The sequence below is a fragment of the Terrisporobacter othiniensis genome (assembly GCF_000808015.1).
GTDB classification, from domain to species: domain Bacteria; phylum Bacillota; class Clostridia; order Peptostreptococcales; family Peptostreptococcaceae; genus Terrisporobacter; species Terrisporobacter muris.
Genome location: NZ_JWHR01000026.1, coordinates 1 through 14867, shown reverse-complemented (window position 1 = coordinate 14867; position 14867 = coordinate 1). Strand labels below are relative to the sequence as shown.

Genomic DNA, 14867 nt, shown 5'->3' with positions numbered 1-14867 from the left:
GTAATAGCGCTTTTGATACCATATAGATAAACGGGAATTTATGGAGGTTATTTAATAAATAATTTGAGTCAGTATATGAAAATACTCAAAAATATACTACATAAGCAATGTATACACACAAATGTGTATGCCTTTTTATTTATATTTGCGATACTATTAAATTGTAAATAGTGATATCATTATTTGCAATATAGAGGGGGGATAGAAGGTTATGAAAAAGTTTAATTTATTAACAGCTATACTTCTAGTAGTGACATTTACTATTTTGGGTTGTTCTAAAGAAGAAGTTTATGTATTGGAACAAGGAAAGACCTTTGAAGTTGGAGCTGACATACCAGAGGGAACTTATAAAGTGGTATCAGAGGAAACTTCTAAAGTGGACGCTTCAGAAGAAATATCTGAAGATGATAGCTACACTACAGTAATTGGAGATGAAGATAATCCAAATGTAATATTTAAAACTATAACTGATATGGGCGTAAAAGAAGTTGATCTAAAAAAAGGGGAAATTGTCAATTCAAATGGGACGATTAAACTAATACTAACAAAGGGGATAAAATAGTAAATATTAATAAAATAAAAAATAATATCTATATTTATGATACTTAGCATTATAGGGTGTTTATCACTATCAAATTTATTAGTAAATGTGTATGCTAATGAAGCAGAGGATATAAATTATGGTGCTAATACCCCTTTATTAAATATTAGATAAATTTATTAGGTACATATTATTAATATATTACGAATGAAGGAGCATCAAGATAAGATGTTCCTTTTTATTATTAAAATATATAATTTATTTTGTATACTTTAGTAGAACTATTAACAATGATACAATGATTGTAAATTGTATATATAAGAACTGTCATACTTATAAAAGGTATAATAAGCTGGTGAAATTGAGATTGGTTACAGTTTAGGTAAAGAATTTGAGCACAACGGATATATGACAGAAGCTGTAAAAGCAATCTGTTAGTGGGCATTTAAACAAAATGGTGTTAAAAGTATTATTGCTGAAACTGATTTAGACAGCCTGGCATCTCAAAGAATCCTAGAGAGATGTGGATTTAAAAATTACAAGCAAGAAGAAACTATTTGGTGGAAATTATAAATATAAATTTATACATATGAATTTAAAATAGATATAACCTAGTAATTTCAATGGATATAGTTAAGAAAAAATGATAATTGTTATCAATTTTATATAATCGTTGAATATAAAATTTTATTCAAATATAATGAAATTAGGTTCCGGAGCCTAATATAAAAATAGGAGAATAAAATTATGTATCATGGAAGATTTAAAGGAACCCACTATGAAGCAGGATATAAGTGGGGTGCTTTGCTAAATAAAAATGGAAAAAAACTAAATAGCTGTCCTACTTATGAAGTGGATGAAGTAAAAATTCAATTTGGAAGAGACTGCAAAAATATATTTGAAAAATATTATCCTGAAATAGTTGAAGAAGTAAAAGGAATAGCTCATGGAAATGAAACTTCATTTGAATACTTATGTGGAATGTTGTTTTCTATGTATTGTTTTGAATTTGATAATAAATGTACTTGTTTTGCTATAAATAACAAAGATCAAATTTTATTTGGTAGAAACAGTGATTTTTTAGTAAGTCTAGAAAAACTATATATGAACTGTCTTTATAACTTAGATAATGTTTACTCTTTTAATGGGAATACAACAGCCTTTGTTCAAATGGAAGATGGTGTAAATGAAGAAGGTTTAGCAATAGGTTTAACTTTTATATATCCAAAATTAAGAAAACCAGGATTTAATGCAGGAATATTAGTTAGATATATTCTTGAAAAATGTAAAACTACTGAAGAGGCAATTGCAGCCATAAAAACTTTGCCAATAGCCTCACAACAAACTATTACCCTTGCTGATAAAAATGGTCATATAGCCGTAGTTGAATGTAACTGTGAAAAAGTAGTAGTCATAACACCAAAAGCTGGAGAAGATTTCGTATCAACAGCTAATAATTTTAATACAACTGAAATGGAATGCTATAAAAACACTGAAATAGATGATTGGCGTTCTTGTGATAGATATGAAACAACTAAAAATGCCTTAGCTAATAATAAAGATAAGTATAGTCTAGATTTTGCCATGAATTTACTTGGTGGTAAGTATGGATTTATGTGCCAATATGATAGAAAAACTAATGCTGATACTGTATGGTCAGTAGTTTATGACTTGAAAAATAATCAAATTTGGAGAGTTGAAGGCAACCCTGGTCGCAAGAAGTTTAAGGAAGATATCCGTTTTAAAATAAAATAGTTTAATAAAGTTAACTAACAAAACAAAATGTCCAAGGGGGTATCTCAAAAAGATATATCCTTGGACATTTAAATTATAGTTAGTATTACTTAAATTATTAGAATTGTGATTTGAGTTTATTTATAAACCTATTTCTCCTTATACAATATAAAGTTGAATGAATTGTGTTAAACAAAATACTTTGTAACTTATTAGCAATTTATAGAAATATTTAATATGGTAAAATCTTAATATACTAAAAAATTAGGGGGAGAATATGAAATTAAGCAAAAATAGAAAAGTAACAATTGCCTTAGCTATAATAATAGGGCTTTTGTTAGGTCTTATTTTTGATGAAGGGCTAGATATAGTTATAACAATAATGTGTATAATTATAATTCATAAATATATATATAATTGTGAAAAGACCGATAAAATTTTTAATCAAGAAATGGTGTTTATTGACAAAGAAAAGTATTACAAGGGTTTGAAAATAGGAGTTATAGTTATAGATATTTATTTAATAATCAAGTTAATAATTATTATAAAAACTGAAGTTTTTGGTCTTATTGGAATGGACATTATTTTACTAAGTCAGTTGCTTGCAATCTATGCTAGTAATTTAGCTAAAAAATATGTAAAGACTATAAATGGAGAAGAGGTAAATAGATCTGTTAACTTTATTAATAACAAGACTCTTACAATTATAGTATTGGTAGTATTTTTAGGGTTTTCATTTAATTATTTTAGTAAAATAAATATAAGTGAAAATGAAATCAGTACACCTAGCTATATGTGGAAAGTTGATAATGAAAAAGAACCTAAAGTTGTTGAAATTAAAGTAAAAGATAATCTTTATCAAAGGGCAGACTATAGCAAGGGAAATAGTAAATACTTAGAGAAATACTCAAAAGATGCAAAGATAATAACTATATTAAATGTTGTTAAAGGGTATTCAATGATGTCTACAATATTTATGTTTATTCTTTGTTTTACACAAATTAATTTTAAAGATAGGAAAATAACATCAAAAATAGTAGATGTATTTTTAATTGCGGCTATATTATTCGCAATGGTTGCACTTAGTGATACAATCCATTTAGAAACCAACTTAACTAATTATTATGTGACATATATAGAAGGGAAGTAGGCTCACTAAATAGCATATAATTAAAATGTATTATATTTTAATTATATGCTATTCTTAATTATAAGGAAGTTTCTATTTAATATAAGTCACAGCGTGGGGCTATGTAATTTTGAGCCACAGTGTGGGCGAGATGAAATTTTAATTATAGAAATAATAAATACACTTTAAAAAGGGGAAATATAATATGAAGTTGAGATTTGTAACAGTAAAGGATTGCCAATCGTTGCTAAAAATTTATTCACAGTACATAGACACACCGATCACATTTGAAACTACTCTTCCAAATGAAATTGAATTTGCAAGTCGTATAAAAAATATTACTAGTTTTTACCCATATATTGTTTGTGAAGATAAAGGAAAAATAATAGGCTATGCTTATGCACATAGATATAAGGAACGTGATGCTTATCAATGGAATGCTGAACTGTCAATTTATATTGACAAAGAATTTACCATGAGTGGATTAGGTAAAAAAATGTATGGCGTTCTCTTAGAAATGTTAAAACTACAAGGAATAAAGACAGTTTATGGTTGTGTTACTTTGCCAAATATAAAAAGTGAAAACCTTCATAAATCATTGGGGTTCAATGAGGTGGGCATATATAAGAATACAGGATATAAATGTGGAAAGTGGTACGATGTAGCATGGTTTGAGAAAGCAATAGCCTCCTATGATATAGAACCAAAACCTATAATATCTATAAATGAAATAAGCAAGGGACAACTAGATCTTATTATGTAAAAGTTTATTTAATTAAATTTAAATATATTTAATAAAAAAATATATATAAAAATTATGACGAAATATGAACAATTTTGTCGAATGCGTATATATTATATCAAGAGTTTCTTTAAGGGACTCTCTCAATATAATATATAGGAGTGATATTTAATGAAATTTAAAAGCTATAGAGGCATAGGTTATGGAGAAAATTATAATTACTATGAAGAAGATTACAATGAATATAGATACAGAAAAGACAAAGATTTAGAATGTGAATGCAGATGTAGAAAGCATGATGACGATGATTGTAGATGTAAGAAATATGATGATGACGAAGATGAATGCAGATGTAAAAAACATGATTATGATTATAGATACAAAAAATATGATGATGATTATAGATATGGAAAAGAGTATTGGTAAACACTTTTATTTAGCATGTTAAAAAATTACTTGTGCTGATGACTATTTTCATAGATTGAATTTTATTATTAAGATTCAATCGTCTTTAGCATAGATTTAATTAAAACACACAAAAATTTATTGTGATTAAAAATTCAATTGTATAAAAAATAATAATTAAATTTACGGAGGGCTATAAAACAAATTTTATAGTCCTCTTTGTATATATTCTATATTTTTGGGATCAAGTTAACTATGGTATAATTAAGATACAAAAAGTTTGAGCAATGATAAGATAGTAAATTTTGAAATTGATTGTTAAAATTCAATTTGTAGGTTATATTCAATGAACAATAGATTTAAGTATAACATGATTGAAATATATAAATAGGAGTTGGTTTTATGATGAAAATAGATAGAGAAAAATGTATAGGTTGTGGGTTATGTATTAAGGATTGTTTTGTTAGAGATATAGAAATGCAGGATAAAAAAGCTAATATAAAAAATGAAACTTGTATGAAATGTGGTCATTGCATTGCTATATGCCCTAAAAATGCAGTATATACAGATGAATACAATATGGATGATGTAAAAAATTATAACAAAGAAGAATTTGAAATAGATGCAAATAATCTTCTTAATTTTATAAAATTTAGAAGAACAATAAGACAGTTTAAAGACAAAGATGTTGAGCGCGAAAAACTTGCCCAAATAATTGAAGCAGGAAGATTTACTCAAACAGGAGGAAACCTTCAAAATGTTTCATACATAGTAGTAAAAGAAAATATAGATGAGTTAAAATCTATGGTAATAGATACATTAAAAAATTTAGGAGACTACATACTTGCAAACAAAACTCCAGAAAATATGCAAGTACAAAAATACGCAAAGATATGGTTACAAATGTATGATGCTTATAAAAAAGACCCTAAGAAAAATGACATGCTATTTTTCAATGCTCCTGCAGTAATACTTGTAGTATCAGATTCTGATGTAAATGGAGCTCTTGCATCTTCTAACATGGAATTAATGACTAATGCCCTAGGACTTGGAACATTTTTTAGTGGTTTTTTAGTTAGAGCATCTCAGTCAAACAAAGAAATCATGGAGTATCTTGGTATAGAAGATGGCAAAAAGATTGTAACTTGTATGATTGTTGGCTATCCTGATGTAAAATATTCAAGAACTGTACCTAGAAAAGATGCAGATATAACATGGAAATAAATATATCATTAAATCAATATATTTACAATTTTTACAAATTATGCTAAAATATTTACAACAAAGAGAAATTTAATAAAAATACCTCATCTAATAAAAAGATTGAGGTAGAGGTTGCATTTACTAAGAGTAATATTGAAGAGGTCGGAAGCCAATGAATCAATATAAAAGGAGTAAGTGCCGAAGTTCTAGTGTCCAAAGCTAGTGCTGGGACTGTATTTAATAAGTACAGGACTGTCATCAAAATTATCCCAAGTTTTGATGGAGAGCTATCTTAAGTAAGATAAAGGGAAGATGTAGGTATGTTGTATTTAGCATATTAAGCTCAACATGTATACATGTTGGGCTTTTTTTATACTTCTTCAAACTAAGATAGAAAAAATAAAGGGATAATAAAATATTTTAACTTACAAAATGGGGGAGTAAAAAAATGAGCACTTTAAGAAGACAAAAATTTACTATGCCAAGCACACTTACTATAATATTTTTACTAATAGTAGTAATGGCAGTTCTTACTTGGATAGTACCAAGTGGAAGTTTTGAAAGACAAGAAATACAAGATAAAATGGTTGTTGTAGCTGGAACTTACGAAAAAGTAGCATCAAACCCACAGGGAATTACTGATGTATTTACAGCACCTATAAATGGATTTATAGATGCAGCCGAAGTAGTTGGGTTTGTTTTAATAGTTGGAGGAGCTTTTGGAATAGTTAACAAAACAGGAGCCATAGAAGCAGCTATAGCTCATATAGTAAATAGAATGAAAAAATTCCAATTTTTAATAATACCAATCTCCATGATTTTATTTGGACTAGGTGGAACAACATTTGGAATGAGTGAAGAAACACTACCTTTTTATATGATATTTATTCCGCTTATGACTAGTATGGGATATGATTCATTAACAGCAGTGGCAACAGTATTTATAGGAGCAACAACTGGATTTGCAGCAGCGACTACCAATCCTTTCTCTGTGGGAATAGCACAAGCACTTTCACACATAGCACCAGGTTCTGGGATAGAGTATAGAGTTATTATGTTTATAATATTTATGAGCATAAGTATAGGATTTGTTATGATGTATGCGAACAAAGTTAAAAAAGATCCTACAAAGTCTTTAGTTAAGGATATATCACTAAATCAAGAAATAATAGATAGTAGTGATACAAATATAAAAGCATTTACAACAAAGGAAGCTATGGTAATAGCAATTTTCGCAATAGGTATGGCAACTATGGTATATGGAGTTTTAACACAAGGCTGGTATATAGGTGAAATTGCAATGGTATTTACAGCTATAGGTGTAATATCAGGACTAGCATCAGGACTAAAACAAGATGAAATAGTTAACTCATTTACAAGTGGAGCAAAAGATTTAATGTCAGCAGGATTATGCATAGCATTTGCACGTGGAATAGTAATAATAGCAGAAAATGGATACATAATAGATACAATCTTAAATTCAGCAGCAAGTGTATTAAATGGTTTACCAAAAGCCATATTTGTAAATTTAACATTCTTAATAGAAGGTTTAATCGCATTTTTAATACCATCAGCATCAGGACTTGCATCGCTTACAGTACCTGTTCTTGCACCACTTGGAGATTTAGTAGATGTATCTAGACAAATGATAGTTACAGCTTATCAATTTGGTATAGGTGTAACTAACTTAATAACACCAACATCAGGAGTTTTAATGGGGGCACTGGCACTAGCTAATATTCCTTGGTCGAGATGGATTAGATTTATAATGCCTTTAATGGTCATATTAATAATTACTACAATGGCATTTTTAACAACAGGACTATATATAGGGTTCTAATATAGGGGGTAAATTATGATAGAAAATATAAAGAAAAGAGCTTATGATATAGAAAATGAACTAGGAAGAGAAATAGAAGAAGTATGTGATTTTATATTTAATAATCCAGAACTAGGGGAAGAAGAATACATATCATCTAAATATTTAGTAGATAAAATGAAGGAATATGGATTTGATACAACTTATCCATACTGCAACCTAGATACGGCTTTTAGGGCAGAACTGGGAGATAATGATGGTCCAACTATAGCATTTTTAGCAGAATATGATGCATTACCTGGATACGGAGAAAACAAAGAAGCAGGTCATGCTTGTGGTCATAACTGGATTGCAGCATCAACATTAGGAGCTTGTATAGTACTTAGTAAACTAAAAGAAGATTTTAAAGGGAAAATTGTACTAATAGGAACACCAGCTGAAGAAACTACAGGGGGAAAATGTGATTTAGTTAAATCAGGAGCTTTTGATGATATTGATGTATGTTATCAAATGCATATAGAAGCTTTTAATAATATAAACTGTAGAGCTTTGGCAATAGATTCATTAGAATTTAGTTTTGAAGGAGTAGCAGCACATGCAGCCAGCCATCCTCACATGGGAGTCAATGCATTAGATGCAGTACAACTTACATTTGCAGGAATAAATGCACTAAGACAACATGTAAAATCAGATGTTAGAATACATGGAATAGTTTCAAATGGAGGAGAAGCTCCAAACATAGTTCCAGAAAAAGCAGCTTGTAAGTTTTATATAAGAGCTGGTGAAAGAAGCTATTTAGATGAAGTAACTAAAAAGGTTATAAACTGTGCAAAAGGTGCAGAATTAATGACAGGTGCAAAACTAACTTACAGATACTTTGAAAATTCTTTTGATAATATAGTAAACAATAAAATACTTCAAGATATAACAAAGAATAATTTAATTGATGTAGGTATAACTGATATATTAGAAGGAAAAGATGGTCCAGTAGGTTCAACAGATATAGGAAACGTAAGTCAAGTTTGCCCTACTATGTATACTGAAATAGCTTTAGATATAGAGCCTATGGTATATGTTCATGAGAAAGAGTTTTTAAATTATGCAAATTCTAAAGAAGCTTATGATAAACTCCATAAATCAGTAAAGGCTATGGTAGGGTGTGCATTGGAGATTTACTTGCAAGATGGACTGCTTGATGAGATTAAGAAAAATCATTTAAAATAGATTTTAGTATAAAAAATAAAACAAAAAGTATTACCGCAAACTGGTAATACTTTTTATAATTATATGTTGATTCACCATCAAAGGTTATATGAATTAAGAATAAAAGAAAATTTTATCACATAACATATTATTTTGTCACAGGGTAATGATGAAATATGAACTTTTCATAAGAGAACTACTAGATCTTACAGAAGAGGAATTGATTGATACTGCAAATGACTTTACTCATGAATTCAAATGTTTAAGAAAAGAAGTTTTGGCTATTACAGATCAACAATAGATTGTGTTGCAGATGAGACTCTAATTCAGATTATACAGCTTTTGTGATATTATATAATAGATTTTTATCGCCTTAGGTATTGATATAAATTGCCTAAGGCGATTTTTGAACAATTGTTTATTTTAAGTAATATCTTTCTTTAGTCTGTGTTTTATTTTTATATTCAATAGCCTTAGTAGGACAGCCACAAATGCACGCCATGCAATGAGTGCATTTATTTCCCCAGCGTGGTTGTTTATCCTTTAAACTAATATTGTTTAGAGGACATAGATCAACACATTTTCCACATCCAATACATTGCTTAGTAGAATAAAAACCTTTGGCATGAACAATAAACTTATAAAATGCTATATTTGTTATTCCACTTTTTATTGTTCCACCAAAACCACTAGGTTCAACAATCTCAAAATCTTTTTCATCACGTATATCCGAAGCAATTTTATAAATTAGATGAGAAGATTCTTCAATTATTTTATTTGATGTTTCTTTATCAGGTACATCAAATAAAGCTATATAATTTTCTGGCATTATTACTTCTGCCATACCTTTTAGCTGCCAGTCCTTATCATTACATAGTTTTTGAATATAGTTTATTGCTTTTGATGTATCTTCTCCACAAGTCATTATAAAGTATGCCTTATTATTTCCAGAAAATTTCGTTTTTCTAATAAAGTCTGTAACTACTCTTGGCAATCTCCATGCATAAGTGGGGCATACAAATATAAATGGTCTATCCGTAGATATTAGTTCTTCTGTACTTTCATGTTTTATAAGTTCATTTATTGAGATTATTTCATCATTTATTTCCTCGGCAATTTTACGAGCTACATACCTGCTATTGCCTGTTCCTGTAAAATATAAAATCATAATCATATCTCCTTAATTGTATATTAAAAATTTTAACCCTTAATTAATTATAATGAACATCTGCTGATTTAAATTCATATGTTCATTATAATTTATAATAGTCATTAATTCCAGTTGAGATACTTTCTGAAGTATTCACTATTTGTAAAATTTCAGATTCATTTTATCACATCTTGCTTAAACTTTAATCTATTTTTAGACTATAATAAACTAAATTGGGAATTTATGTTGAATAGATATGAAATAGAGGGAAGAGAGTTGGACTCTGTAGAACTTAAAGCACTTGTTGTAAGTAGGGGACTTAAAATTGCCAAATTAGTATATCAAAAATTAGGAAAAGACTATAGAATTTATCCAAATGCAAAGACAACATTAGGCACGACTTTTATGGGCAATGTAGTTATGCAAGGATGTAACTGGGTGGCTTTTCAATGTCTGTATGGAAAAGGATATATGGAACTGGGCTAGTAATATAAATACTCTACATAAAAATGATATAATGAAACCTTAAACTGAGGTACTACATGAAAAATAAAAAACAACACAATCTAACACTTATTAGTGTTAGTGCCAAATTTAGATAAATAGGAATTTGTGAAAATGATGAAAATAGCATGGTGAGAATTAAAGATGGATAATTAGTTCATAGCCTAAAGATTTTATAGGCCACTATATACTGAAAAATAAAAGGAGGTGGTACTATGAAGATATATGTCAGATATATTAAAATATAGCTTGATTAAAAAATACAGAGGAGGAAATAATGTGAATTCATTAATAAGTAGTGACAATACATGGATGTTATGGACATTCTTAGTAGTTTGGTCTGCTATAAGTATAGTATTAGAACAAAAATACAAATGGGCATCTAAAGTAACGGGAGCAATTATAGCATTATTAGGAGCAATTATATTTGCAAATTTAAAAATAATACCGACAGAGAGTGCTGTATATGATTCAGTTTGGTCATATGTAGTACCAGTTGCAATACCGCTTTTATTATTAAAAGCAGATATCAAGAAAGTTAAAAATGAAAGTGGAAAAATGTTAGGTGCATTTCATATATCAGCCCTAGGAACAGTAGTAGGTACATTTATATCAGCATTTTTATTAAGTTCGATAATACCACATGTAGCTGAGATAGCTGGAATGATGACAGGTTCATATATTGGAGGAGGAGCTAACTTTGTTGCTATGACGAATGCTTTTAAAACTCCAGAAAATATAACTAATGCAACAATAGTAGCTGATAATTTAGTTATGGCTGTGTATTTCTTTGCAACTATGTCGATACCTTCTATATTATTTTTCAAAAATAAGTGGGGTATGGCTACAGAAGGTGAAGAAAATATAAGTGGAAGTTCTACATATTGGACAAAAAAAGAGATATCATTAAAGGATATAGCTATATGTTTAGCAATTGCTTTTTCAGTAGCAAGTTTATCTAATTTATTGTCTGAGTTTATATCATCAGTGATACCAACTTCAAATATATTATTAAAAATGGCTAATTCTATTTTCGGAAATATGTATTTAATAATGACAACTTTAATGTTGATAGTAGCTACAGTATTCTCTAAACAATTAGAAGAAATCAATGGAGCCGAGGAAATAGGTACATTTTTAATTTATTTATTCTTTGTAGTTCTTGGAGTGCCAGCGTCAATATCAGAAATAATAAAAAATGGTGCGTTTATATTAGTTTTCTGCATATTAGCAGTGTCTATACATTTAATTGTAACTTTAGGTGTAGGCAAGCTGTTTAAGTTTAAATTAGATGAATTATTACTTGCATCAAATGCTTGTATAGGAGGACCAACTACTGCTGTAGCTATGGCTATAGCTAAGGGATGGAATAGTTTAATAGTTCCTACAATGATAGCTGGTGTATGGGGATATGTTTTAGGAAATTACGCTGGAATAATTGTTGGGAATATACTTCAAGTTATTTTGTAGAGAAAGATAAAAAATGAGCTTAAATTTATTTAAGAGGGTTTGCAATTATAGATTACAAGTTATTAATAAAAGCTAATAATTAAGCTTTTATGCTAACAAACCAAAATGTCCAAGGGTGTATCTTTTTTGATACACTCTTGGACATTTAAATCATAATTAGTATTATTTAAATTTATTTTTTCACTTTAAAGGAGAACAACTTAAAAATATTATGCCCTTATATTACTTAAAATATTTCTATCAATACCTCCATAGTTCCGCCACATACCATACCAACAGATTCAGCTACTTCGCCAGTCATATCCACATGTTCAATTGAATAAGAAGAACCATCGCTCATCATTTTTCTAGCTTTATTTAAGATTTCAGCCTCACTACATCCTCCGCCTATACTACCAAGTGTTCTACCATCCAGATAAGCAATCATTTTAGCTCCAGCTTTTCTTGGAACAGATCCTTTAGAAGAAATGATTGTTAATATGGCTTTAGGCATAGGGTCTTCATTATTTATTTTAGAGATAACATCTTTGTCAAACTCAGGATAAGAGTGTTTTATAGCTTTATTATTTACAACACGTCTGTTTTTAAATGAAATAAGTTCTCCAACTATGGATATGGCAATTTCATCAGGAGTTACTGCAAAAATATCCATTCCAATAGGGGAACAAATATTTTCTAATGCTTCTTTTGAAAAACCTTCTGAAATTAATTCTTCTTTCAAACCTTTAACTCTACGTTTTGAGCCTATCATACCAATATATCTTAGATCATGATTTATTACATTTCTCAAAACTAAGCCATCATGTCTGTGTCCTCTTGTAACAATAACAACAAAGTCACTTTGTCTAAATTCAATATTTTCAAAGGATTTCTTAAAATCTTCACAAATTACTTCTTTAGCTTCAGGGAAGCGAAGAGTATTAGCAAAGTAAGGTCTATCGTCTACAACAGTAACTAAAAAACCAACTCGATTAGCAAATTCGCACAAAGGCTTTGCTATATGACCACCACCAAATATTATTAGCCTTGGTTTTGGAAAATATGGCTCGACTAACACAGTTTCATTATTTTCAAGGTTAACTGTATGAATTTGTTCTAGAGAAATTGCCTTGTCAATTCCTTCATATATAGCTTTATGTATAGGATGTGCTTTATTATCTATATCACTTTTAGTTAATAAAATCTTTTCTTTTATAGAAGGGTTTGTCTCATTATTATTTAAAAAAGTAAGCATGACACATTGATTTCCTTCATTAACTTTTTTAAGTAAATCATTATATAAATTATTGTACATTATGTTCAGCTCCAAGTTTTATATTTTATATTTAATATTATAACTTAAAATTTTCCAAATAGCATATTTTTCATATATATACTATCTAAGAAGTTGAGTATATAAGCTTTTGCAAACTAAATAAGACATATATTTAGAAAATTATTAACCTTTAATCTCATGTATATTATTACTTTTAAACAGTTCATTTAGCAAACTCACTTGAGATGAGCTGACTTTAATAGGAGCTCTATCAGCAGAAATTAAAGGTGATTTTACTAAGAAGGATGTTTTTTTAGTTGCAAATTCAAGACTATAACAAGGCTTTCCTTTAATAACTTCCTTAGTCCACATATATCCACTAATACTACTGTATGGTACAAATGAATTAAACATAAGAATACCTTCATTATATGTAATTGCATTTTTTCTCTTAGGATTAAATAAAGATGTATTCATAACCAGAAGTAAAACAAAACTTAAGCTGTTTATTGTCATCAATGAAGAAGAGAAGACTTCCATTGATTTTATATTACTAAATTTATTTATAAGAGAAATAAAAAGTACAAGACAGATAAGTAAGTAAAATATTTGAACATATTTTAATGCTTTTTCATCCCAAATAGATTGTTTATAAGACTGAATATAAAAAAGAGGTTCTTCTTTAGATAATTCATTATCCTTTTTTACTATTCTTATAAGTTCTACAACATCGCTAACACATTGTGCAAAAATTATTATTGTAAGTATTATTGAAAGAAAACCTTCTAAAGTTATGTAATTATTAATAGAGAAATAAACAAAATCACTAAAAATAAATATTAATGTAAGTAATATAATTGAAACAATTCTAAATGATTTACTATGTTTATAAATTTTATCTCTAAAAGATTTACTTAAAATATCAGGATCACCAATTTGCTTTAGAGCCATAGTTGTAGCAGCATCAGTGCTCATACCATCTTTACTATATTCTTCAATGTAACTATAAATATGGTCTCTAAGTTCATCTTGCAAATCCTTCGCTTTTTCTTCTGTGGAAATAAACCTACATGCAGATTGTAGAAAGTTTTCAATAGTATTATTTTTTGTACTCATTAGTATTGTTCCCCCAATACGAGATTCATTGTTTTGCTAAAAACATTCCATTCATTTTCTCGTTTACTTAATTCAGCAAGACCTTTCTTTGTGACTTTGTAGTATTTTCTACGTCTACCATTTTCACTGCTCCAAAAGGATTCGATAAATTTGTTTTTTTCCAAATCATGTAAAATAGGGTATAGAGTTCCTTCCTTAAAGAGGAATACTCCGCCAGATTTGTTCTCGATTTCTTTAATCATTCCATATCCATACATGGGTTCTTTTTTTAATGCATTTAAAATTAATGTTACTGTACTACCTTTAATAAGTTCTTTATTCAAAATTAACACCTCGGATTCCTATGTATTATAAAAATGATAATAGTTTACTTTTTCCGTAAAGTCAAGTGATATATTTTAAATTTGAATATCATATTTATACAAAATGGTACTAAAATTTTATCTTATTATATTATGAATTAAGAGTTTAAAAGGAGGAAGGAGGCTGGATTTACTAGAAAGACCATTAATTTCTCCACAAATTGAAAATGTTTTTTATAAGGATGATAAGTTAAACATAAGTATCAAATTATATTCAACGTATAATATTTATTG

General features: G+C 28.5%; 16 protein-coding genes and 1 riboswitch. Of the genes, 12 read left to right on the top strand and 4 right to left on the bottom strand.

The annotated features are described in order from the left end of the window. Positions 1-211: 211 nt before the first annotated feature. The 10 genes from QX51_RS01975 to QX51_RS19805 all read left to right on the top strand — a co-directional run bounded on the left by QX51_RS01975 (position 212) and on the right by QX51_RS19805 (position 9077). Complete coding sequence (locus QX51_RS01975) at positions 212-562, top strand: hypothetical protein (protein WP_039678237.1); 351 nt, start codon at positions 212-214, stop codon at positions 560-562. A gap of 339 nt (positions 563-901) precedes the next feature. After that, positions 902-979, top strand: coding sequence for a GNAT family N-acetyltransferase (locus QX51_RS21745; protein WP_408645546.1), 78 nt, complete (start codon positions 902-904; stop codon positions 977-979). Between the two features lie 309 nt (positions 980-1288). Further along, positions 1289-2296 (top strand): C45 family autoproteolytic acyltransferase/hydrolase, encoded by a 1008-nt coding sequence (locus tag QX51_RS01970; protein WP_039678236.1) that lies wholly within the window; start codon positions 1289-1291, stop codon positions 2294-2296. Between the two features lie 256 nt (positions 2297-2552). Next, a complete protein-coding gene (locus tag QX51_RS01965; RefSeq protein WP_039678235.1) occupies positions 2553-3425 on the top strand; it encodes a hypothetical protein in 873 nt (290 codons plus the stop codon). A 184-nt stretch (positions 3426-3609) separates the two neighbouring features. Then, on the top strand, positions 3610-4167 hold the full coding sequence (locus QX51_RS01960; protein WP_039678234.1) for a GNAT family N-acetyltransferase: 558 nt from the start codon (positions 3610-3612) through the stop codon (positions 4165-4167). A 150-nt stretch (positions 4168-4317) separates the two neighbouring features. Beyond that, the gene (locus QX51_RS01955; RefSeq protein ID WP_039678233.1) at positions 4318-4572 is read left to right on the top strand and encodes a hypothetical protein; all 255 of its coding nucleotides are present in this window, start codon (positions 4318-4320) and stop codon (positions 4570-4572) included. Positions 4573-4953: 381 nt separating this feature from the next. Then, positions 4954-5775 (top strand): nitroreductase family protein, encoded by an 822-nt coding sequence (locus QX51_RS01950; RefSeq protein WP_039678232.1) that lies wholly within the window; start codon positions 4954-4956, stop codon positions 5773-5775. Positions 5776-5872: 97 nt separating this feature from the next. Next, positions 5873-6052: riboswitch (Lysine riboswitch) on the top strand. A gap of 150 nt (positions 6053-6202) precedes the next feature. Further along, a complete protein-coding gene (locus tag QX51_RS01945) occupies positions 6203-7594 on the top strand; it encodes a YfcC family protein (RefSeq protein WP_039678231.1) in 1392 nt (463 codons plus the stop codon). 15 nt (positions 7595-7609) lie between these two features. After that, complete coding sequence (locus QX51_RS01940; RefSeq protein WP_039678230.1) at positions 7610-8797, top strand: M20 family metallopeptidase; 1188 nt, start codon at positions 7610-7612, stop codon at positions 8795-8797. Between the two features lie 109 nt (positions 8798-8906). Then, positions 8907-9077 carry a DUF2935 domain-containing protein gene (locus QX51_RS19805; protein ID WP_316713256.1) on the top strand — a complete coding sequence of 57 codons (171 nt, stop codon included), beginning with the start codon at positions 8907-8909 and terminating at the stop codon, positions 9075-9077. A 117-nt stretch (positions 9078-9194) separates the two neighbouring features. On the opposite strand, the gene QX51_RS01935 is transcribed toward QX51_RS19805, so the two are convergent. Next, positions 9195-9944, bottom strand: a complete 750-nt coding sequence (locus QX51_RS01935; protein ID WP_039678229.1) for an EFR1 family ferrodoxin — start codon at positions 9942-9944, stop codon at positions 9195-9197. Positions 9945-10172: 228 nt separating this feature from the next. Here QX51_RS01935 and QX51_RS01930 point away from each other — a divergent pair, with 228 nt between their 5' ends. Beyond that, positions 10173-10412: a hypothetical protein gene (locus tag QX51_RS01930; RefSeq protein WP_039678228.1), complete on the top strand. Its 240-nt coding sequence runs from the start codon at positions 10173-10175 to the stop codon at positions 10410-10412. A gap of 297 nt (positions 10413-10709) precedes the next feature. Continuing rightward, positions 10710-11900 carry a DUF819 family protein gene (locus QX51_RS01925; protein ID WP_039678238.1) on the top strand — a complete coding sequence of 397 codons (1191 nt, stop codon included), beginning with the start codon at positions 10710-10712 and terminating at the stop codon, positions 11898-11900. A 226-nt stretch (positions 11901-12126) separates the two neighbouring features. On the opposite strand, the gene QX51_RS01920 is transcribed toward QX51_RS01925, so the two are convergent. The 3 genes from QX51_RS01920 to QX51_RS01910 form a co-directional block, all read right to left on the bottom strand. Then, positions 12127-13194, bottom strand: coding sequence for an XdhC family protein (locus QX51_RS01920; protein ID WP_039678227.1), 1068 nt, complete (start codon positions 13192-13194; stop codon positions 12127-12129). A gap of 144 nt (positions 13195-13338) precedes the next feature. After that, positions 13339-14271, bottom strand: a complete 933-nt coding sequence (locus tag QX51_RS01915; RefSeq protein WP_039678226.1) for a permease prefix domain 1-containing protein — start codon at positions 14269-14271, stop codon at positions 13339-13341. Continuing rightward, on the bottom strand, positions 14271-14603 hold the full coding sequence (locus tag QX51_RS01910; RefSeq protein WP_039678225.1) for a PadR family transcriptional regulator: 333 nt from the start codon (positions 14601-14603) through the stop codon (positions 14271-14273). Before QX51_RS01910 ends, QX51_RS01915 begins: the two co-directional genes overlap by 1 nt. Positions 14604-14867 lie beyond the last annotated feature (264 nt).

Bases quoted from the DNA above. Each gene is read 5' to 3' on its own strand.
- QX51_RS01975 (WP_039678237.1), top strand. From the start codon at position 212: ATGAAAAAGTTTAATTTATTAACAGCTATACTTCTAGTAGTGACATTT.
- QX51_RS01970 (WP_039678236.1), top strand. From the start codon at position 1,289: ATGTATCATGGAAGATTTAAAGGAACCCACTATGAAGCAGGATATAAG.
- QX51_RS01965 (WP_039678235.1), top strand. From the start codon at position 2,553: ATGAAATTAAGCAAAAATAGAAAAGTAACAATTGCCTTAGCTATAATA.
- QX51_RS01960 (WP_039678234.1), top strand. From the start codon at position 3,610: ATGAAGTTGAGATTTGTAACAGTAAAGGATTGCCAATCGTTGCTAAAA.
- QX51_RS01955 (WP_039678233.1), top strand. From the start codon at position 4,318: ATGAAATTTAAAAGCTATAGAGGCATAGGTTATGGAGAAAATTATAAT.
- QX51_RS01950 (WP_039678232.1), top strand. From the start codon at position 4,954: ATGATGAAAATAGATAGAGAAAAATGTATAGGTTGTGGGTTATGTATT.
- QX51_RS01945 (WP_039678231.1), top strand. From the start codon at position 6,203: ATGAGCACTTTAAGAAGACAAAAATTTACTATGCCAAGCACACTTACT.
- QX51_RS01940 (WP_039678230.1), top strand. From the start codon at position 7,610: ATGATAGAAAATATAAAGAAAAGAGCTTATGATATAGAAAATGAACTA.
- QX51_RS01935 (WP_039678229.1), bottom strand. From the start codon at position 9,944: ATGATTTTATATTTTACAGGAACAGGCAATAGCAGGTATGTAGCTCGT.
- QX51_RS01920 (WP_039678227.1), bottom strand. From the start codon at position 13,194: ATGTACAATAATTTATATAATGATTTACTTAAAAAAGTTAATGAAGGA.
- QX51_RS01915 (WP_039678226.1), bottom strand. From the start codon at position 14,271: ATGAGTACAAAAAATAATACTATTGAAAACTTTCTACAATCTGCATGT.